Source organism: Pseudomonas sp. Irchel s3h9, from assembly GCF_900187475.1.
Taxonomy (GTDB): domain Bacteria; phylum Pseudomonadota; class Gammaproteobacteria; order Pseudomonadales; family Pseudomonadaceae; genus Aquipseudomonas; species Aquipseudomonas neuropathica.
In genome coordinates, this window is sequence record NZ_FYDH01000003.1 from 163,565 (window position 1) to 181,685 (window position 18,121).

Here is an 18,121-nt window from a genome sequence, read left to right on the forward strand (position 1 = left end):
GATGACGCAGGTCGATGCAGGCACCGCGCGCATGGTGCAGCTCATGAAAGCCCTCGCACCGATCGAAGGCTACAATCTCAGCGCCCTCGAAGGCGTGCGCTTCCTGCGTTCGAATCGCCCCCTGACGCGCACCCCGGTGCTGTATGACCCCGGCATCGTGATTCTCTGCCAGGGCCGCAAACGCGGCTATCTGGGAGAGGATACCTACGTCTATGACGCCCAGCACTATCTGGTGGTCTCGGTGCCGATCCCCTTCACCATGGAGACCGATGCCACTGAGACCGAGCCGATGCTCGCGATCTACATGCACCTCGATTTCCAGTTGGCCAGCGAGTTGATGCTGCAAGTGGATGACGTGCATGGCCCAAGCGATGCCCCGCCCAAAGGTATGTATGCCTCGCCGATGGACGCTTCACTGCGGGCAACCACCCTGCGTTTTCTGGAAGCGATGAGCGTTGCCGGCGAAGCGCAAATCCTCGGGCCGTCCCTGTTGCGGGAAATCTATTACCGCATCCTGACCGGTGAGCAAGGTGGCTCCATGCGCGCCGCGCTCAACCGACAGGGACATTTCGGCAAAGTGACCCGTGCGATCCGCAAGATCCATAGTTGTTATCAGCAGCGACTCGACGTCGAGCAACTGGCCCATGAAGCGAGCATGAGCGTGCCGAACTTCCACCTGCACTTTCGCAGCGTGACCGACACCTCACCCATGCAGTATTTGAAGTCGACGCGTTTGCATCAGGCGCGCCTGTTGATGTTGCGCCAGGCCATGAGTGCCTCGGCAGCCGCCTTCAACGTTGGCTATGAAAGTGCTTCGCAATTCAGTCGTGAGTTCAAACGCTTCTTCGGCAGGACGCCACAGGCAGAGATTGAATGGATGAAGGCAACGTATGCACTGCCATTGCCGACCACAGCGTCGGAGTATGTTTCGTCGCATTGACGGTCACGCCACAAACGAAAAGCCTGCTTTTCAGGGCAGGCCTTTTTCGTTGTGTGTAGCGGTGAGCGCTGAAGGTGCACTAGTCGTAAAACGCCTCAACCAACACCCGACTGCCGACAAAGAAACTGTCCGCCACCAAGCGCAACGGCTGCACATCCAGGTCACTGGCCTTGTCGCCAATCAACTGCTGAAAATGCCGATACACCGCTGCGTACTCACCCTCCTCCGACACTGCTTGGCGCACACCGTCGATGCTCAACAGCGCACCGCCGTTATCCAGGCGCAACACGCCTTCAGCGCAACGCACCTCGATACTCCACAGCTCATCATGCCCATGGTCAAAATCAAATTCCGCGCGCACATCGAGGCGGCGCGGGTCGGACATTTTGATCGACGCGGCAATTGGTGACTGGCAGTTGCTTGGCACGCGCAGTTCAGCCGATTCGACAAACAACGGCAGCGCCAACAAATGAGTGACGATCGACAAGGCATTGATGCCCGGATCGAATACGCCGAGGCCGCCGGGTTGCCAGATCCAGGCCTGACCGGGGTGCCATTTGCGCACGTCTTCTTTCCAGTCGATCTGCACGCTTTGCAGGGTACGCGAGGCGAGCCAGTCGCGGGCGGCTTCGATGCCGGGCGCGTAGCGTGAGTGCCAGGCAAACAAGGCGCTGACGCCCTGCCCGGCAGCCTGATCGACCAGCGCCAGCGCCTCGCCCAAGGTGGCGCACGGCGGTTTTTCCACCAGCACGTGTTTGCCGGCGGCCAGTGCTTGCTGCACCAGCGCAAAACGACCTTGCGGCGGCGTGCAGAAGGCAATCGCATCCACCGGCGGACCGTTTTCCAGCAACTCGCTCAAGGACTGGAAGTTCTCCACGCCCGCGCAGGGTTTGCCTTGAGTGGCGACGGAGACCAAGTGGAAAGCGGGATTGGCGTTGATCGCCGGGACGTGTTGATCCTGGGCGATCTTGCCGTAGCCCACCAGACCGAGACGGATTGGTTGCATCAATGACTCCTGTTTTGATTTTGTTGTCGTCAGTGAACCGGGAGATTACCTGCAAACGCCACAAGCGTCTGTCCGCGCAATGTCACAACGACGCACAGGATCAGGCAAGGATTGCACAGGAATGCACTACTGCCCGCAGCGCTGAACAAGCAACAATGCCTTACGACAAACCGATTGAGGATGTTCCCATGCTTGTTCAAGCCTATGGTGCCCACGCTGGCGACAAACCCCTTGAGCCGATGCAGATCAACCGCCGCGCGCCGGCCGCCCATGATGTGCAGATCGACATCGCGTTCTGTGGCATCTGCCATTCCGACCTGCACCAGGTACGGGCGGAATGGGCCGGTACGCAGTTCCCGTGCGTACCGGGGCACGAAATTGTCGGTCGTGTTTCGGCTGTCGGCGCGCACGTCGCGGATTTCAAGGTCGGTGATCTGGTCGGCGTCGGTTGCATCGTCGACAGCTGCAAACATTGCGATGACTGCGAAAGCGGGCTGGAAAACTACTGCGACGGCATGATCGGCACCTACAACTTCCCGACCCCGGATGCACCGGGCTGGACGCTGGGCGGCTACTCGCAAAACATCGTCGTGCATGAACGCTACGTGCTGCGCATCCGTCATCCCGAAGCGCAACTGGCCGCCGTCGCACCGCTGCTGTGTGCCGGCATCACCACCTACTCGCCGTTGCGCCACTGGAACGCTGGCCCGGGCAAAAAAGTCGGTGTGGTCGGCATCGGCGGCCTTGGCCACATGGGCATCAAACTGGCCCACGCCCTGGGTGCCCACGTTGTCGCGTTCACCACCTCCGAATCCAAACGCGAAGCGGCCAAAGCGCTGGGTGCCGATGAAGTGGTGGTGTCGCGCAATGCCGAAGAAATGGCCGCCCACGCCAAGAGTTTCGACTTGATCCTCAACACAGTCGCCGCGCCGCACGATCTCGATGCATTCCTCGTGCTGCTCAAGCGAGATGGTGCGTTGACGCTGGTGGGTGCGCCGGCCACCTCGCACCCTTCGCCGAACGTGTTCAATCTGATCATGAAGCGCCGCACGATTGCCGGTTCGATGATCGGCGGCATCCCGGAAACCCAGGAGATGCTGGATTTCTGCGCCGAGCACGGCATCGTTTCCGACATCGAACTGATCCGCGCCGACCAGATCAACGACGCCTACGAGCGCATGCTCAAGGGTGACGTGAAGTATCGTTTCGTGATCGATAACGCAACGTTGGCCGGCTAAACCTCAGCGCCCATTGGCCATTAAGCGCGGCCAATGGGCCATTGAATTCCGTCGCCGGGATTTGACAGGCCCGGCGTTGCTCGCCAGAGTCGCACCCCTTTGCCTGCCATCAAGGGGTTGCCGTTGAACGAACAGACATTGTCCATGCGCCTCGAGCGGGTGGCTGCCCACGTACCTGCCGGTGCGCGACTGGCGGATATCGGCTCGGATCACGGCTATCTGCCGGTGGCGCTGATGCGTCGTGGTTTGATCACTGCGGCGGTGGCTGGCGAGGTTGCGGCGACGCCGTTCCACGCGGCTGAACGCACCGTGCGCGAGAATGATCTGCAGCAGCGCATCAGCGTGCGCCGGGCGGATGGTCTGGCGGCGATCAAACCCGACGACGGCATCACCGCCGTCAGCATCTGCGGCATGGGCGGTGAAACCATCCGTGACATCCTCGACAACGGCAAGGCCCACCTCAGCGGCGAGGAACGTCTGATCCTGCAACCCAACGGCGGCGAGCAACCGTTGCGCCAATGGCTGATGGAAAACGGCTACCGCATCCTCAGCGAAGAGCTGCTGCGGGAGAACCGCTTCGACTACGAAATCATCGTGGCCGAACGCGCTGAACCAGTGACCTACACCGGTCAAGAACTGTACTTCGGCCCGCTACAGATGCAGGCACGCAGTCCGGAGTTTCTGGCCAAGTGGCAACGCATACTGAACGAAAAGCAAAAGACCCTCGGTCAGTTCGCCCGGGCGCAGCAGGCTTTGCCCGAGGCGAAGGTACGAGAGATCACGCGACAGGCTGAGTGGATCGCGCAGTTGCTGGCTTGAGAAGCCGTGGCCGGCAGGTGCGCATGCGCCAATTCCGCGGGCAGGCTCGCTTCCAGATTCTGGTATTGACCTCACGTCAACACTTCGCCCTTTCGTCCCTGGGCTTTGCTTTTGTCACCGTCACACTTGAACGGGAGTCCAAGTGTGACGGTGACGTGATGCTGCCCTCCCTTGAATTACAGTTGAGGGATAACGTTGTAAATCTCTGGCGGAGAGAGTTCTGAGTTCGCTTGAAAACCCTGACGTCATTGCCTTCCTCCGCAGCCGCTACCGCCCACTGCATTCAAATTACATTTCTTCACTAAGGTCAAACGCCACGCCGCTGGCTCTCCGTCAGCGGCATTACAGCACTCAGCTGACGACCGCACCCTTCGGGCCACTGGCAATCAGCGCAGCGCCACAGGCGGTTTTCATGCCATCGAGCGCGATGGGCGTGCCATCGACGGTGTAGGTGCTGCTGCCCTCGGCAATCGGGAATATCCCTTTGCACAACGGGCAACTGACCTTGTGACCGACACCGGCAATCGGCTTGCCATTGAGGTCAGTCCGGGAGAAGGCTTCGAGGACCTTGCCACCGTGAGTGGTGGAGTCGCCCAAGCGAATGGCGTCTTTCATGTTGTCACTCCTTTGACCAAGCCGCTGATATTCCAATTGATCCACGGGATCAATCAAACGCGAAACCGGTGGTGAACCGGCTTCAATACTCCTTACTCAGCCATCCAGACATCTTCATAGTCGGCTGTATCGATGATGAATTTTGCGCCAGTGGGCAGACAAAGATAATTCACAACCTGAGGCAACATTTCACTCAGGTGGTGAACATGGACAGGCTTGTAGAAGTCATCCGCGTCAGAGAACTCACCACAGTGAATAAACCAGCTGATATTGCCGTCTTCCGGCAATTGAACTCTTGTGCCATAAATCGGCGACTTGCCAAGCGAGTCAATAGCGATCGCGACCATCTCTTCGGGCGGTTGCACAGGCATTCCATACTTGCTACAGATTTCTGTTTGCGCCTGGTCCGGATAAACAGCGTCAGCCTTTTGCATAAATCAGATCCCCAGCTTGGTTTTCATACATTTTGAATACGATGATGCATGCCCACCCTGTTTTTTTGAGCAGACGGGGCAGTGTGACTGCACAGCCAACAACGAGGACTGATGCGTCACATCGTTAGTGCCCGTTCGATAATACTCCACCACCAAGGCATCTTTGTGATCAGCAACCATTTTAGGCGCCACGGTTCCACACACCACACAAGGTAGGCCCTGTACCGAGGCGGTTTGCGCCGTAGTAGGCCCACACGCCGAACTTCGAGCGTAAGGCTTTGTAATGCCAGGTTTTGGCATCGCTTTCCAGCTCGATCTTCGGTTTGACGAAGTCGTAATCACGGCGCGTGGTGCGGCTGGTGCGGGTGGCCAGACGCAGGCCGAAACGTTTGACCACCGGTTTGTCGGCGACCAGTCCGGAGTCCTGCTGATAGGCCACTGGCGCGAGTTTCGGGAACACTGTCTGGTCATCGCCGAAGGTCAGTTTGTGGCCGCTGGACGTGTGCTGGAAGTGGTAGTGAATGCCCTCCTCTTCACACAAGCGCTGGATGAAATCCAGGTCCGACTCGTCGTACTGCACGCAGTAAATGCGCTCGGGGTAAATCGCGCTGAGCTGGAAGTGGTAGTCGCTGGCGAGAATGCCGTGTTCTTCCAGCACCTGGCTGATGATCTGCTGCACGGTCATCTGCTGGAAGATGCGCTGATTGACCCGGTGCGCGAGGTAGGCCAGTTGCGGGCGCAGGGAAATCTTGTAGCGGGTCAGGCGCTTGCCCGCCTCGCCCTGGGCAATGCTGTAGACCAGCCCGTGAATGCCAGTGCCAGTTGGCGACAGCTGAAGAAACGCCAGTTTGTGCAGCACGCTTTCGAGGTTGATCGAGGCCTTTTCGCTGACCAGTTCCAGCTCGAATTCGAATGGCGTGTTGAGTGCCTCACGACCGGTAAACGACAGCACTTGGAAATCGCTGTCGACGCCATCGACGGTCAGATTGAAATGAGGCTGGTTGGCCGGTGAGAACATTCCCTTGTCCCTCGCGCAGTGCTGCGACGCGCCTCAGATTGCAAGAATCTGACGCGATAAATTCTTTAAAAGTGAGTGCGCCCCGACCAGCGATGCCAGCCGGGGCGGTACAACCATCAGCCGCGATTAAACGACTGGAGCACGCCAGTCATCGGAACCCGAAGTACCGGAAACTTCGTGGGTCCAGGTGATTTTGCGGTAGGTGAACTGCACTTCTTCCAGGTGGGTGAAATGCGCGTTGCCTGGATCCTGGCAGTTGTGCATTTTGTTGTTGATGGCGACGATGATCGCGTCTTCCAGTTTGGTGGTGTAGTAGTGCTCTTGGGTGCCTTGCGCCGAAGTGCGGTACCACTGGATAACGATTTCGCTCATGCGCTCGCCGGAAGTCAGCGCAGCTTGCAGCAGAGGCGAAGCCTTGTCGTAGACCTTGGTGATGACCACTGGCTTGTGCACGCGCTGACCGGTTGGCTGACCGGATTGTGGGTCACGCGGGATGATCACGTCGTGGGTGAAAGCCTGCACCATGACCTGGTCTTCATGACCTTCCTGAAAGGTGTTGCCAACGGAATCGGCGGTGAACGCGCCGGCAGTGATCAGACCTTGTTTTTCGCCGGTAACCGACATGTACGCTGGTGTTGCCATGGGATGCTCTCCTTGCTTAAAACACACAACCGGACAGGCACCATTGCCTGTCCGGGCAGGCTTGAGCTGTCAAACTCCATGCCAGCTATCACAAAACCATTATTCTTCAGCGCCTTAAACAAACGACCCGTACGCCGACCTTTGAATAAACGAGATTAAACAAATAAAAGTGCGCAACTTTTGGCGCAGTGGTGTGCAAGAAGTTGCGCACTTGGCTGAAAGCCCCGGTTCATAAGGCCTGCACAGACTTTTCCGGATGAAAACAGGCCAGGTACTGCGCAACTTCTTGCGCACTTCACCGCACGCAGCCATTTGATACACCACATCACAAATGATGTACCTCAAGCCCCATTTATCAATTCCCGCCTGCCTCTTAAAGTCCTCTCCAACAGCCGCCCATCACTCCGACGGGCCAGCGACTGGAGATACCCCAAATGCCTTTCATCAGCGTACGTATCACCCGTGACGGCGTGACCCGGGAGCAGAAAGCCCAGGTCATCAAGGAAATCACCGAAACGATGGAGCGGGTGCTGCACAAGGATCCGAAACTCACCCACATCGTGATCGAAGAAGTCGACACCGATAACTGGGGTTATGCCGGCATCACCACCACCGAGTATCGCCAGCAGCTGTCGGACTCGCAGTCATGAGCCGGGCCGTGAAAATCGATTTCGTCTCGGATGTCGTTTGCCCTTGGTGCGCGTTGGGCGCCACCGCTCTGGAGCAAGCGATCCGCAACCTGGCAGGCGAAGTCGACGTGGAGCTGACCTACAAACCGTTCGAACTGAACCCCGACATGCCCGCCGAAGGTGAACACGCCATCGAGCACATGATGCGCAAATACGGACGCAGCGCCGAGCAAGTGGCGGACCGTAACGCGATGATCATCGAACGCGGCGAGCAGATCGGTTTTCACTTCGACCTGGAAAAACGCAGCCATTTCCACAACACCTTCGACGCCCATCGACTGCTGTTCTGGGCCGCCACACAAGGACGTCAGCGTGAGTTGAAGCAGGCGCTGCTCAAGGCCTACTTCACTGACGGCAAGAACCCGAATGACCACGCCACGCTGGTGACACTGGCAGGCGCAGTCGGACTCGATGGCCAGCGTGCGCAAGAGCTGCTGGCCACCGCTGAGTTCAGCCAAGCAGTGCGCGAACTCGAACGGTTTTATCAGCAACGCGGCATCGATTCGGTTCCGGCCATGGTTCTTGATGACAAACAGGTCATCCCCGGTTCCCAGTCCGTCGCTTATTACGAGCAAGCGTTACGTCAGGCAGCACAGGTTGCGGCTCACGCCTGACCTTCGAAATCCGTTTATTCAAACCATCCAGATTGCATGAGGAAACATCATGAGCACGTCCAAGAAAGTTGTAGTGATTACCGGCGCCTCGCAAGGCATTGGCGCAGGCCTGGTCAAGGGATTCCGTGAGCGCGGCTATCAGGTTGTCGCGACATCCCGCTCGATCAAACCGTCCACTGACCCGGACATTCTCGCCGTCGCCGGTGACATCGCCGACCCGCAGACCGCCGAGCGCGTGATCCGTGAAGCCGTCGCACATTTCGGCCGTATCGATACGCTGGTCAACAACGCCGGGATCTTCGTCGCCAAACCCTTCACCGAATACAGCAAAGAAGACTACGCACAGGTCGTGGCGACCAACATGAGCGGCTTCTTCCATATCTCGCAACTGGCAATTGCCGAAATGGAGAAAAACGCCAGCGGCCATATCGTCAGCGTCACCACCAGCCTAGTCGACCACGCGATTGACGGCGTACCGTCGGTGCTCGCTTCGCTGACCAAGGGTGGCATCAACGCGGCGACCAAGTCTCTGGCCATCGAGTACGCCAAGCGTGGTATTCGGGTCAACGCGGTATCGCCCGGCATCATCAAAACGCCGATGCACGGCGAAGAAACTCACGCCGCCCTCGGCAGCCTGCACCCGGTTGGACATATGGGCGAGATCGATGACATCGTGCAGGCGATCCTGTACCTGGACGGCGCGAACTTCGTCACTGGCGAAATCCTCCATGTCGATGGTGGTCAAAGCGCTGGCCATTGATACCTCCCCGCAGCGCCGTCGGTGTGTACCGGCGGTGCCGCTTCATGAGATAAGCCTGAGAATGAACCGTCAGTTGATCCTCGGTGTACTCACATGAAGCGCCATTTTGATGACTTGCAATTGGGCAGTATCGAACTGTTTTGCCTCGCCGCTGAAGCCGGCAGTTTTACCGCTGCCGCGCAGCTCGCCGGTGTAACTCCGGCCGCCGTGAGCCGGTCGATTCTTCGCCTCGAAAAAAGATTGGGTTCACGCTTGTTTGCCCGCACCACGCGCAGCATTCGCTTGACCGAGGCCGGTAGAAACTTTTTTCTCCAGTGCAGCCAGGCGCTGACGCAATTGGTCGAGGCGCAACAAGAAGTCATGGGCGCACAGTCGTCACCCTCAGGGCTGTTGCGCATCAGCCTTCCCACCACTTACGGCCATCACCGCATCCTGCCGCTGCTGCCGAAATTCCGTGCGCTCTACCCTGACGTCACCGTCGACATCCACTTGGGCAACCGCAATATCGACTTTGTCGGCGAAGGCTACGATCTGGCGATCCGCGTCCGCGCCCAACCGGACTCGACCATGGTCGCGCGCCTGTTGGAGGATGCAAAACTGGTGGTGGTCGCGTCTCCCGACTATCTGAAAAAGGCTGGCACACCGCAGACGCTGGAAGACCTGGTGCAACACGAATGCATTCAGTTCGAACTGCCGAGCAGCGGACGGCGGATCTCCTGGCTGTTCGAGGAAAACGGCCACGACCGTGAAGTGTATTCCGACGGCGGCTACTCCTGTTCTGATGATGTGCTCGGTGGCGTGACCCTGGCCAAGCATGGCGCCGGGGTCTTTCAGACCTACAAATTCATTGTCGAAAAAGAACTGGCCGACGGCAGACTCGTCGAGGTGCTCGAGCCGTACGCCGGCCGCTCACGACCTTACACCTTGCTCTACCCGCACGGCCGCTATGTGCCGCAACGGGTCAGGGCTTTTGTCGATTTTCTGCTGCAGTTTCGTGATGAGTGGGCCGGTTAACGCGGATTAAATCGGCGCAGCAAATGACAAAAGCCTGCTTTTCAGGGCAGGCTTTCGTTTGGATCGCGCAGGCTTACTTCTGCTGAGCGGTGAGCGCCGAGTAGCTGTTCATCAGGTTGCGGTAGTTGGGAATCCGCTGCGACAGCAGATTACCCAAGCCTTCAATATCGTTGCGCCAGTCGCGGTGCAGCTCACAGGCCACCGAGAACCAGTTCATCATCTGCGCACCGGCCTGGGTCATGCGACTCCACGCGGCTTGTTGCACAGTGGTGTTGAAGGTGCCGGAAGCATCAGTTACCACAAACACGTCGAACCCTTCCGCCAGCGCCGACAAGGTCGGGAACGCTACACACACATCCGTTACCACACCGGCAATGATGATCTGCTTGCGGCCAGTGGCTTTGATCGCCTTGACGAAGTCTTCGTTGTCCCAGGCGTTGATCTGACCTGGACGAGCGATGTACGGCGCGTCCGGGAACATCTCTTTCAACTCCGGTACCAGCGGGCCGTTCGGGCCTTGTTCGAAACTGGTGGTGAGGATGGTTGGCAGTTCGAAGAACTTGGCCAGATCCGCCAGGGCCAGCACGTTGTTCTTGAACTCGTTTGGCGAGAAGTCCTGCACCAGGGAAATCAGGCCGGTCTGGTGGTCAACCAGCAGCACGATGGCGTCGTCTTTGTTGAGGCGGTTGTAGGTTGGAGTGGTCATGATTTGCTTCCCTTTTGAGTTTTTGAAGTTGTTGTTGCGTTCAAGTTGGGTACAGATTACTGACGCACAGGAACGGGATAAATCGGCTGAAAAGCGTTTATCCGTCAACTCAAAAAGGACAATCTCTAGCGACCACAATCGCGCCACCTCGCCCACCGAGCGCGTGCTGTTGAGCAGGAAATTGCGCGCCGCGTGCATCCTGCGTTCGAGCACCCGCTCACTAACGGGCATGTGCCGAAGCAGCTGCCCTCACCCTAGCCCTCTCCCTCAGGAGAGGGGACCGATGGGGGGATATTTGGCGATGAACGCCATGTGCAATAGCGCCGGTGAATTCAATACCGCCAAGCATTGCCGATGCCCGCGTAATCGACGCGACCTGTCAGTTCGATGCATAACGCAAGACGCCTCGGTCGGCTCCCTCTCCCCGAGGAGAGGGGACCGATTGGGGGATATTGGCGATGAACGCCGACGTGCAATAGCGCCGGTGAATCCAATACCGTCAAGCATTGCCGATGCCCGCGTAATCGACACGACCTGTCAGTTCGATGCGTAACGCAAGACGCCTCGGTCGGCTCCCTCTCCCCGAAGAGAGGGGACCGATTGGGGGATATTGGCGATGAACGCCATGTGCAATAGCGCCGGTGAATTCAATACCGCCAAGCATCGCCGATGCCCGCGTAATCGACGCGATCTTTCAGGTCGATGCTTACGCAAGACGCCTCGGTCGGCTCCCTCTCCCTCCGGGAGAGGGCTGGGGTGAGGGGCTGCCGTTGCAGCGTCGAGCTCGGCTTACAAGGTGTAGGAAATCCCCACCTGCACGGTTCTTGGTGAACCTGGATAGGCGTAGACGTTACCGAACGCGCCCTCTTCATAATCGCGGTCAAACAGGTTTTTCAGGTCAAGGTTGAGCCGCACTTTCTCGTTGACCTTGTAGAAGCCGAGCAGGTCGACAACGGTGTAACTGTCCATCGAGAACGCGGTATTGGCGGTTTGCCCGGCACGCTGGTCGACATACTTGAGTCCGGTGCCCAGGCCAAGGCCTTTTAGCGCACCGTCCTGAAACTCGTAGACGTTGAGCAGGCTGAAGCTGTTTTGCGGAATGTTCATCAGGCGCGTGCCAGAGCGGATCACATTGTCCTTGGTCACCTCGGCATCGACGTAGGCGTAGCCGCCGATCACTCGCCATTCGGGTGTCAGGTTGCCGGCGACGTTCAGGTCGAAACCACGGCTGCGCACTTCTCCGGCGGCGACGTTGAAGGTCGAGTCAACCGGGTCAGTGGTCAGCACATTGCGTTTTTCGATCTGGTAGATCGCCGCATCCACGCTCAACTGATGGTCCAGCGCTTCCCACTTGATGCCCATTTCGTAGGACTTGCCCTTCTCCGGTGCGAAGCCTCCGCCCGTACGACTCGCGCCGGTATTGGGTTTGAACGAGCGCGCCGTGTCGGCATAGATCGCCAGGGTCTCGGTCAGGTCGTAGGTCACGCCGATGCGCGGGGTCACCGCGTTATCACTGGCCTGCCAGTTTTTGCCGCCCGGCACATAGGTTTCATAGTCGTGCTCGAAACGCTCAAAACGTGCGCCGGCCAAGACCTTCAGACGCTCGGTCAACGCGACCTGATCCTGTACAAACGCGGCGTAAGTCTTGAGGTTTTCCTTGTCGTGGGTTGGCGTGCGCGTCAGTGCCGGACGCGGCTGGCCGTAGACCGGATCGAAGATGTCGATCGGGTAGGCGCCGAACGCGCCGCTGGAGCGCTGAATGATCGACTTGTAGTCATAATCTTCATACTCAATGCCGGTCAACAAGGTGTGCTGCAAACCACCAGTGCTGAAATGCCCGGTCAGATTGAGCTGGGTGTCCTTGTCGGTCCATTCCAGTTTGCGGTAGTTGAAGTTGCGCCCCAGGGTTCGACCGTCATCGGCAATGCCGTTGGCCTCGATCGCATTGCCCTCAAGCGAACCGTCGAGCCACTGGAAACCACCGCCCAGCGTCCAGTCATCATTGAGCAGATGTTCGAAACGCAGTTGCGCCATGTTGTTGTCGTTGTGCAATTTGCCGGCGTCTTTTTCGCCGAAAAACGTGTCACGCGAGGCGGTGCCGATCTGCTTGGCGTAACGCGTCACACCGCGATCCAGCGGATGATTGTTGCGCATGAAATCACCCTCGAAGATCACTCGAGTAGTATCGCTGGCCTGCCAGGTCAGCACTGGCGTGATGCCGTAGCGCTCAGTCTCGACGTGATCGCGGAAGGTATCGCCGCCCTCACCCACCACGTTCAATCGATAGGCCAGGCGCCCCTCTTCATCCAGCGGGCCGGAGGCGTCCAGGGTGCCGCGCTTCATGCCTTGATCGTTCAACTGGCTGCCCAACGTGACCGTACGCTCGGCCAACGGCTGCTTGGAAACGACATTGAAGGTGCCGCCGGGATCGCCACGGCCGTAGAGCATCGTCGCCGGCCCGCGCAGCACTTCCAGACGCTCGATGGTGTTGGCGTCGGGCATGTTCGGGTAGCCGCGATTGATCGGGAAGCCGTTGCGGTAGAACTCGCCGGTGGTGAAACCGCGCACGGTGAACGTCGTCAGGCCCTGCCCGCCAAAATTGTTCGCCCGGCCCACACCACCGGCATAATCCAGCGCATCTTGCAGACGCGTGGCGCCGAGGTCTTCGACAGCATCCTTGGTGACCACGCTGATCGATTGCGGGGTTTCATGGATCGAGGTGTCGGTACGGGTGGCACTGGCAGAACGTGTGGCGCGGTAACCCTGCACCGGGCCGTCAGCCCGTTCGTAATCCGCTGTACCGACCACGTCGGTCGCCTCCAGCTCTAGCGTTGCGGGTGTTGATTCGGCCTGTTCGGCCCATGAGGAAGGGGACAACGCCTGCAGCACGCAAATTGAAAGCAGAGTACGACGCATGAAATGAAAACCTTACGAATAGGCCAGAACGAAGGGTAAAACCGCCAGCAAAACGCGGCGATGGTATACCAAGCGTTCCGTTATTGAAACTTATTCCCATTCGTATATCTAACCGATCGAGTGCCGACAGGTAGGTCACCCATTGCGTCGCACAAAAACCTTGGTCAAACGTGCAATAGTTGTTTCGTCATCGCCATCGAGGTCTGCAGCGACTGCCCGGTACGCTGCAATTTGTTCAGCAAACTGGCGCCCAACCACAGCTGATAAAGGGTTTCCGCCAGATGCCGGGCGTCGCCTGCGGGCAGGCTGTTTTCGGCCTGGCCCTGCTCGATGCACAGAGTGATGCGCGCCACCACTTGCTCGGCGCCATCGCGCAAGGTCAGGCGCATCGACTCCGACAGGTCGGCGACTTCGGCACTGAGTTTCACTACCAGACACTCATCTCCGTGGCCTTCGAGGGTGCAGCGGTTCTGCCAGCCCTGCCAGTAATCCATCAGCCGCTCATAGGCGCTCAGCCCCGGCAGCGTCAGGCGCCGTTCCATGTCAGCGAGGTAATCGACGAAGTAATCCGCCAGCAACGCCTGACCGTACAACTCTTTGGATTTGAAGTAGTGATAGAACGAGCCCTTGGGCACACCGGCGGTTTGCAGGATTTCGTTGAGGCCGACACTGGTGAAGCCCTTCTCAGCCATCATCCGGTGGCCGGTGTCGAGCAAGTGTTGGCGGGTGTCGTCGTAGGTCGGTTTCATTGGGCGCGAATTACCAGGCAATAGACCAGTCGTATATTTGGAGGAACGGAAGTTTGCCATACCTGTCGATGAAAAACCGCAGGATAAAAAATTACTAGACGACTGGTCTAATTGGAATCTATGCTGCGCCCCGACAAACGTTTTCTGACCGGTGTGGCCGATGCGCGAATGTTTCGCCCAATCGAAGACGCCCAACCTACGCAAGGTGCTCTATGAAAATCTTGATGGTTCTGACTTCCCACGATCAACTCGGCGACACCGGCAAGAAAACCGGCTTCTGGCTGGAAGAATTCGCCGCGCCCTACTACGCCTTCAAGGACGCCGGCGCCGACGTCACCCTGGTTTCGCCAGCCGGTGGCCAGCCGCCGCTCGACCCGAAAAGCGATGAGCCTGATGCTCAAACCGCCGAGACCGATCGCTTCCGCCAGGACCTGGCCGCACAACAGGCACTGGCCAACACCGGCCGCTTGGCCGACGTCAACGCTGATGACTTTGATGCCGTGTTTTACCCGGGTGGCCATGGCCCGCTGTGGGATCTGGCCGAAGACAAGCAGTCAATCGCGTTGATCGAAGCGTTTGACCGCGCCAACAAACCCCACGGTTTCGTCTGCCATGCACCGGGTGTATTGCGTCATGTCCTTACCGCTGACGGCAAACCGCTGGTGCAGCATCGCCAGGTCACCGGCTTCACCAACGCCGAAGAAGAGGCAGTCGGCCTGACGGACGTGGTGCCGTTCCTGATCGAAGACGAGTTCCAGCGTCTCGGCGGTTATTACTCGAAAGTCGCTGACTGGCAGGTTCATGTGGTCGCCGACGGGCAACTGGTCACTGGCCAGAATCCGGCCAGTTCCGCCGCCGTCGCCGAGAAACTGCTGAAGATGCTCGGCTAAAACCTCGAACAACCCTTCCAAACGCCGGGTGCGTGTTGCCCGGCGTTATTTTTTCGCCCAGCCAATAGACGACTGGTCTAATAAACCACGAGCAAGGTCATTCATGAACCACAGCAGTTTCTTCACCCCCGCCAAACTGGGTCATCACACCCTGAAAAACCGTATCGTCCTGCCGCCTCTCACCCGTCAGCGCAGCACGCAACCGGGCAATATCGCCAACGAGCTGATGGCCGAGTATTACCAACAGCGCGCCGGCGCCGGTTTGCTGGTCACCGAAGGCACACAAATCGAACCTCGTGGCCAGGGTTATGCGTGGACGCCGGGCATTCATACGCCTGAGCAAATCGCCGGTTGGCGCAAAGTCACCGACGCCGTGCATGCCGTGGACGGGGTGATTTTCGCCCAGTTGTGGCACGTTGGCCGTGTCTCGCACACCGCGTTGCAGCCCAACGGCGCAGCTCCGGTTTCAGCCTCCGCCGTGGCCACCGACCGCGTCAGCGTGTTTATCGAAACCGCGCCCGGCGCCGGTGAACTGGTTCCACCGTCAGCACCTCGCGCACTGAGCACTGATGAAGTTCAGGAACTGGTGCAGCTGTATATCCAGGCTGCGCGCAACGCCATGGACGCGGGTTTCGATGGCATCGAATTGCACTGCGCCAACGGTTATCTGGTCAACCAGTTCATCTCGGCCCACAGCAATCTGCGCACCGATCAGTACGGCGGCTCGCTGGACAATCGCCTGCGTTTTCTGCGCGAAGTGGTGGCCGGTGTTGCCGAATGCATCGGCAAGGAAAAAGTCGGCGTGCGCTTCGCCCCGCTGTTCACCACCACTGATGAAGCGCGGACCTATTTGGGCATGGTCGAGGAAGACCCGCACACGACTTACATCGAAGCGATCAAAGTGCTGCAGGACGTGGGCATCGCCTATCTGTCGATCGCCGAAGCCGATTGGGACAACGCCCCGGCGATGCCGTTGACGTTTCGTCAGGCCGTGCGCGCAACCTTCAGCGGCGCGATCATTTACGCCGGGCGCTATACCGCCGAATCCGGGGTGCAACTGCTCGACTCCGGGCTGGCGGATCTGATCGCTTTCGGCCGCCCGTTCATGGCCAACCCCGACCTGCCGGCGCGGATTGCCAATGACTGGCCGTTGAACGCGCTGAACCCGGCGACGGTGTATGGCGGCAACGCCGAGGGCTATGTGGATTACCCCGTTTATCCCGGCTAACCCTTTCCACGCGGCGTCAAGCGCTCCCGCAACAGCGGGAGCGTTCATCCGAGTCGCAGTGAAAGCCCTTGTGGGAGCGAGCCTGCTCGCGAAAGCGGCGTGTCAGTCAGCCAAAATGTTGAATGTGACGACGCCTTCGCGAGCAGGCTCGCTCCCGCAGGGGGGATGTGAATATTCACCGCACAAAAACCTATACACATACTACAATCTGTACAACTATCTGGACTTAGCACTTAAACGTCCACGCGGCAGCCTGCTGCCCTTACGCTGAATTCGTGAAATGAACAAAACCCGTCGGCTGTGCCTGGTATTGGGTGACCAGTTATCGTTTGATCTGGCGTCATTGGCCGGTCTGGATAGCGAACACGACCGTGTGCTGATGGTCGAGGTTATGGAAGAAGCCACCCATGTCGCCCATCACCCGCAGAAGATCGCGCTGATTTTCAGTGCCATGCGTCACTTTGCTCAGGCGCTGGAGAAACAGGGCATCCAGGTGCATTACGTGGCCCTCGACGACCCGCAGAACAGCGGTTCGGTGCCCGGCGAGCTGAAGCGCTGGCAGACTTTGTTGCAGGCCAGCGAGTTGCACGTGACGGAGTGCGGAGACTGGCGTCTGGAGCAATCGCTCAAAGCGTGTGGTGTGCCGATCAACTGGCACGCGGACGGCCGCTTCCTGTGCAGCCGCGATGAGTTTCGCGCTTGGGCCGCAGGCAAAAAACAGTTGCGCATGGAGTTCTTCTACCGCGAGATGCGCCGCAAAAGTCGCCTGTTGCTCAACGGTGACGGCACGCCGGTCGGCGGCGCGTGGAACTTTGACGCCGAGAATCGCAAAGCTTTGCCGAAAACCGTCAAGGCACCCTACCCGGCCGGTTTTGCCAACGATGCAATCACCGTCGAAGTCCTCGCCTTGGTAAAACACCGTTTCGCCAGTCATTACGGCAGTCTGGAGGACTTCAACTATCCGGTGACGCACGCCGATGCCCAGGCGCTCTGGGCGTACTTTCTCGACTACGCCCTGGCCGGCTTCGGCGACTATCAGGACGCCATGGCCAGCGACGAGCCGTTTCTGTTCCATGCGCGCATCAGCGCGGCGCTGAACATTGGCTTGCTCGACCTGCGCCAGCTCTGCGCTGATGTGGAGTCGGCCTATTGGTCCGGCAGCATCGCGCTGAATGCGGCCGAAGGTTTCATCCGCCAACTGATCGGCTGGCGCGAATATGTCCGAGGCGTTTACTGGCTGCACATGCCCGAGTACGCCGAAGGCAATGCATTTGCCAACCAGCGGCCATTGCCGGAGTTCTACTGGACCGCTGCAACCAAAATGAATTGCATGCGCCAGGCCATCGGCCAAAGCCTCAAACACGCCTACGCCCATCACATCCAGCGCCTGATGGTCACTGGCAATTTCGCCCTGCTCGCCGGCATCGCGCCGAAGCAGATCTGTGAATGGTATCTGGCGATTTACATGGACGCGTTCGATTGGGTCGAACTGCCTAACACCCTCGGCATGGTCATGCACGCCGATGGCGGTTACCTCGGTTCCAAGCCTTATTGCGCCAGCGGCCAGTACATCAACCGGATGTCCGACTACTGTCGCGACTGTGCTTACTCGGTGCGCGAAACCACGGCCGACAACGCCTGCCCGTTCAACGCCCTGTACTGGCATTTCCTGATGCGCCACGCCGACCTTCTACGGGGCAATCAGCGCATGGCGATGATGTACAAAAACCTCGACCGCATGCCGCCAGCCAAACAACAGGCACTGTGGCAACGCGGCCAACAGTTGCTCGACACGCTGGATAACGGCGACTCGTTATGAAAACGCACGCGCCCGTGCCCCGCG

The 18,121-nt window shown here is 58.9% G+C and carries 18 protein-coding genes; 10 read left to right on the forward strand and 8 right to left on the reverse strand.

Annotation, left to right across the window (positions count from 1 at the left end):
* The first annotated feature begins 1 nt into the window (after position 1).
* A complete protein-coding gene (locus CKW26_RS05910; protein ID WP_095047863.1) occupies positions 2–940 on the forward strand; it encodes an AraC family transcriptional regulator in 939 nt (312 codons plus the stop codon).
* 79 nt (positions 941–1,019) lie between these two features.
* On the opposite strand, the gene CKW26_RS05915 is transcribed toward CKW26_RS05910, so the two are convergent.
* Positions 1,020–1,946, reverse strand: a complete 927-nt coding sequence (locus CKW26_RS05915; protein ID WP_095047864.1) for a Gfo/Idh/MocA family protein — start codon at positions 1,944–1,946, stop codon at positions 1,020–1,022.
* A 188-nt stretch (positions 1,947–2,134) separates the two neighbouring features.
* Here CKW26_RS05915 and CKW26_RS05920 point away from each other — a divergent pair, with 188 nt between their 5' ends.
* Entirely contained in the window at positions 2,135–3,184 is a 1,050-nt protein-coding gene (locus CKW26_RS05920) for an NAD(P)-dependent alcohol dehydrogenase (protein ID WP_093431666.1), read from the forward strand.
* Between the two features lie 123 nt (positions 3,185–3,307).
* Positions 3,308–4,003 (forward strand): class I SAM-dependent methyltransferase, encoded by a 696-nt coding sequence (locus tag CKW26_RS05925; RefSeq protein ID WP_281062960.1) that lies wholly within the window; start codon positions 3,308–3,310, stop codon positions 4,001–4,003.
* 351 nt (positions 4,004–4,354) lie between these two features.
* Here CKW26_RS05925 and CKW26_RS05935 read toward each other — a convergent pair whose 3' ends face one another.
* The 4 genes from CKW26_RS05935 to CKW26_RS05950 form a co-directional block, all read right to left on the reverse strand.
* Entirely contained in the window at positions 4,355–4,618 is a 264-nt protein-coding gene (locus CKW26_RS05935) for a PAAR domain-containing protein (protein ID WP_011333757.1), read from the reverse strand.
* Positions 4,619–4,710: 92 nt separating this feature from the next.
* On the reverse strand, positions 4,711–5,052 hold the full coding sequence (locus tag CKW26_RS05940; RefSeq protein WP_095047867.1) for a hypothetical protein: 342 nt from the start codon (positions 5,050–5,052) through the stop codon (positions 4,711–4,713).
* A gap of 181 nt (positions 5,053–5,233) precedes the next feature.
* A complete protein-coding gene (gene tssI, locus CKW26_RS05945; protein WP_256579875.1) occupies positions 5,234–6,070 on the reverse strand; it encodes a type VI secretion system tip protein TssI/VgrG in 837 nt (278 codons plus the stop codon).
* A gap of 126 nt (positions 6,071–6,196) precedes the next feature.
* Positions 6,197–6,712 carry an Hcp family type VI secretion system effector gene (locus tag CKW26_RS05950; RefSeq protein WP_008084998.1) on the reverse strand — a complete coding sequence of 172 codons (516 nt, stop codon included), beginning with the start codon at positions 6,710–6,712 and terminating at the stop codon, positions 6,197–6,199.
* A gap of 434 nt (positions 6,713–7,146) precedes the next feature.
* Between CKW26_RS05950 and CKW26_RS05955 the strand changes: the two genes are divergently transcribed.
* From CKW26_RS05955 to CKW26_RS05970, 4 genes are all read left to right on the forward strand, one after another.
* Positions 7,147–7,362 carry a 4-oxalocrotonate tautomerase family protein gene (locus CKW26_RS05955; protein ID WP_095047868.1) on the forward strand — a complete coding sequence of 72 codons (216 nt, stop codon included), beginning with the start codon at positions 7,147–7,149 and terminating at the stop codon, positions 7,360–7,362.
* Entirely contained in the window at positions 7,359–8,015 is a 657-nt protein-coding gene (locus CKW26_RS05960) for a DsbA family oxidoreductase (protein WP_095047869.1), read from the forward strand. Before CKW26_RS05955 ends, CKW26_RS05960 begins: the two co-directional genes overlap by 4 nt.
* 49 nt (positions 8,016–8,064) lie before the next feature.
* Positions 8,065–8,775 (forward strand): SDR family NAD(P)-dependent oxidoreductase, encoded by a 711-nt coding sequence (locus tag CKW26_RS05965; protein WP_095047870.1) that lies wholly within the window; start codon positions 8,065–8,067, stop codon positions 8,773–8,775.
* A gap of 93 nt (positions 8,776–8,868) precedes the next feature.
* Positions 8,869–9,789, forward strand: coding sequence for a LysR family transcriptional regulator (locus CKW26_RS05970; RefSeq protein WP_095047871.1), 921 nt, complete (start codon positions 8,869–8,871; stop codon positions 9,787–9,789).
* A gap of 73 nt (positions 9,790–9,862) precedes the next feature.
* On the opposite strand, the gene ycaC is transcribed toward CKW26_RS05970, so the two are convergent.
* From ycaC to CKW26_RS05985, 3 genes are all read right to left on the reverse strand, one after another.
* The gene (gene ycaC / locus CKW26_RS05975; protein WP_007916011.1) at positions 9,863–10,495 is read right to left on the reverse strand and encodes an isochorismate family cysteine hydrolase YcaC; all 633 of its coding nucleotides are present in this window, start codon (positions 10,493–10,495) and stop codon (positions 9,863–9,865) included.
* A gap of 789 nt (positions 10,496–11,284) precedes the next feature.
* On the reverse strand, positions 11,285–13,411 hold the full coding sequence (locus tag CKW26_RS05980; protein ID WP_095047872.1) for a TonB-dependent siderophore receptor: 2,127 nt from the start codon (positions 13,409–13,411) through the stop codon (positions 11,285–11,287).
* Between the two features lie 164 nt (positions 13,412–13,575).
* Positions 13,576–14,160, reverse strand: coding sequence for a TetR/AcrR family transcriptional regulator (locus CKW26_RS05985; RefSeq protein WP_095047873.1), 585 nt, complete (start codon positions 14,158–14,160; stop codon positions 13,576–13,578).
* A 212-nt stretch (positions 14,161–14,372) separates the two neighbouring features.
* On the opposite strand from CKW26_RS05985, the gene CKW26_RS05990 reads away from it, so the two are divergent.
* The 3 genes from CKW26_RS05990 to CKW26_RS06000 all read left to right on the forward strand — a co-directional run bounded on the left by CKW26_RS05990 (position 14,373) and on the right by CKW26_RS06000 (position 18,097).
* Positions 14,373–15,050 carry a type 1 glutamine amidotransferase domain-containing protein gene (locus tag CKW26_RS05990; protein ID WP_095047874.1) on the forward strand — a complete coding sequence of 226 codons (678 nt, stop codon included), beginning with the start codon at positions 14,373–14,375 and terminating at the stop codon, positions 15,048–15,050.
* 103 nt (positions 15,051–15,153) lie between these two features.
* The gene (locus tag CKW26_RS05995) at positions 15,154–16,278 is read left to right on the forward strand and encodes an alkene reductase (RefSeq protein WP_095047875.1); all 1,125 of its coding nucleotides are present in this window, start codon (positions 15,154–15,156) and stop codon (positions 16,276–16,278) included.
* Positions 16,279–16,558: 280 nt separating this feature from the next.
* Positions 16,559–18,097, forward strand: a complete 1,539-nt coding sequence (locus CKW26_RS06000) for a cryptochrome/photolyase family protein (RefSeq protein WP_095047876.1) — start codon at positions 16,559–16,561, stop codon at positions 18,095–18,097.
* Positions 18,098–18,121 lie beyond the last annotated feature (24 nt).

What these genes read in the sequence shown, in the direction of transcription:
- CKW26_RS06000 (WP_095047876.1), top strand. Translation starts at nt 16,559, where the DNA reads ATGAACAAAACCCGTCGGCTGTGCCTGGTATTGGGTGACCAGTTATCG.
- tssI (WP_256579875.1), bottom strand. Translation starts at nt 6,070, where the DNA reads ATGTTCTCACCGGCCAACCAGCCTCATTTCAATCTGACCGTCGATGGC.
- CKW26_RS05920 (WP_093431666.1), top strand. Translation starts at nt 2,135, where the DNA reads ATGCTTGTTCAAGCCTATGGTGCCCACGCTGGCGACAAACCCCTTGAG.
- CKW26_RS05915 (WP_095047864.1), bottom strand. Translation starts at nt 1,946, where the DNA reads ATGCAACCAATCCGTCTCGGTCTGGTGGGCTACGGCAAGATCGCCCAG.
- CKW26_RS05970 (WP_095047871.1), top strand. Translation starts at nt 8,869, where the DNA reads ATGAAGCGCCATTTTGATGACTTGCAATTGGGCAGTATCGAACTGTTT.
- CKW26_RS05960 (WP_095047869.1), top strand. Translation starts at nt 7,359, where the DNA reads ATGAGCCGGGCCGTGAAAATCGATTTCGTCTCGGATGTCGTTTGCCCT.
- CKW26_RS05990 (WP_095047874.1), top strand. Translation starts at nt 14,373, where the DNA reads ATGAAAATCTTGATGGTTCTGACTTCCCACGATCAACTCGGCGACACC.
- CKW26_RS05965 (WP_095047870.1), top strand. Translation starts at nt 8,065, where the DNA reads ATGAGCACGTCCAAGAAAGTTGTAGTGATTACCGGCGCCTCGCAAGGC.
- CKW26_RS05980 (WP_095047872.1), bottom strand. Translation starts at nt 13,411, where the DNA reads ATGCGTCGTACTCTGCTTTCAATTTGCGTGCTGCAGGCGTTGTCCCCT.
- CKW26_RS05910 (WP_095047863.1), top strand. Translation starts at nt 2, where the DNA reads ATGACGCAGGTCGATGCAGGCACCGCGCGCATGGTGCAGCTCATGAAA.
- CKW26_RS05940 (WP_095047867.1), bottom strand. Translation starts at nt 5,052, where the DNA reads ATGCAAAAGGCTGACGCTGTTTATCCGGACCAGGCGCAAACAGAAATC.
- CKW26_RS05935 (WP_011333757.1), bottom strand. Translation starts at nt 4,618, where the DNA reads ATGAAAGACGCCATTCGCTTGGGCGACTCCACCACTCACGGTGGCAAG.
- ycaC (WP_007916011.1), bottom strand. Translation starts at nt 10,495, where the DNA reads ATGACCACTCCAACCTACAACCGCCTCAACAAAGACGACGCCATCGTG.
- CKW26_RS05950 (WP_008084998.1), bottom strand. Translation starts at nt 6,712, where the DNA reads ATGGCAACACCAGCGTACATGTCGGTTACCGGCGAAAAACAAGGTCTG.
- CKW26_RS05955 (WP_095047868.1), top strand. Translation starts at nt 7,147, where the DNA reads ATGCCTTTCATCAGCGTACGTATCACCCGTGACGGCGTGACCCGGGAG.
- CKW26_RS05985 (WP_095047873.1), bottom strand. Translation starts at nt 14,160, where the DNA reads ATGAAACCGACCTACGACGACACCCGCCAACACTTGCTCGACACCGGC.
- CKW26_RS05995 (WP_095047875.1), top strand. Translation starts at nt 15,154, where the DNA reads ATGAACCACAGCAGTTTCTTCACCCCCGCCAAACTGGGTCATCACACC.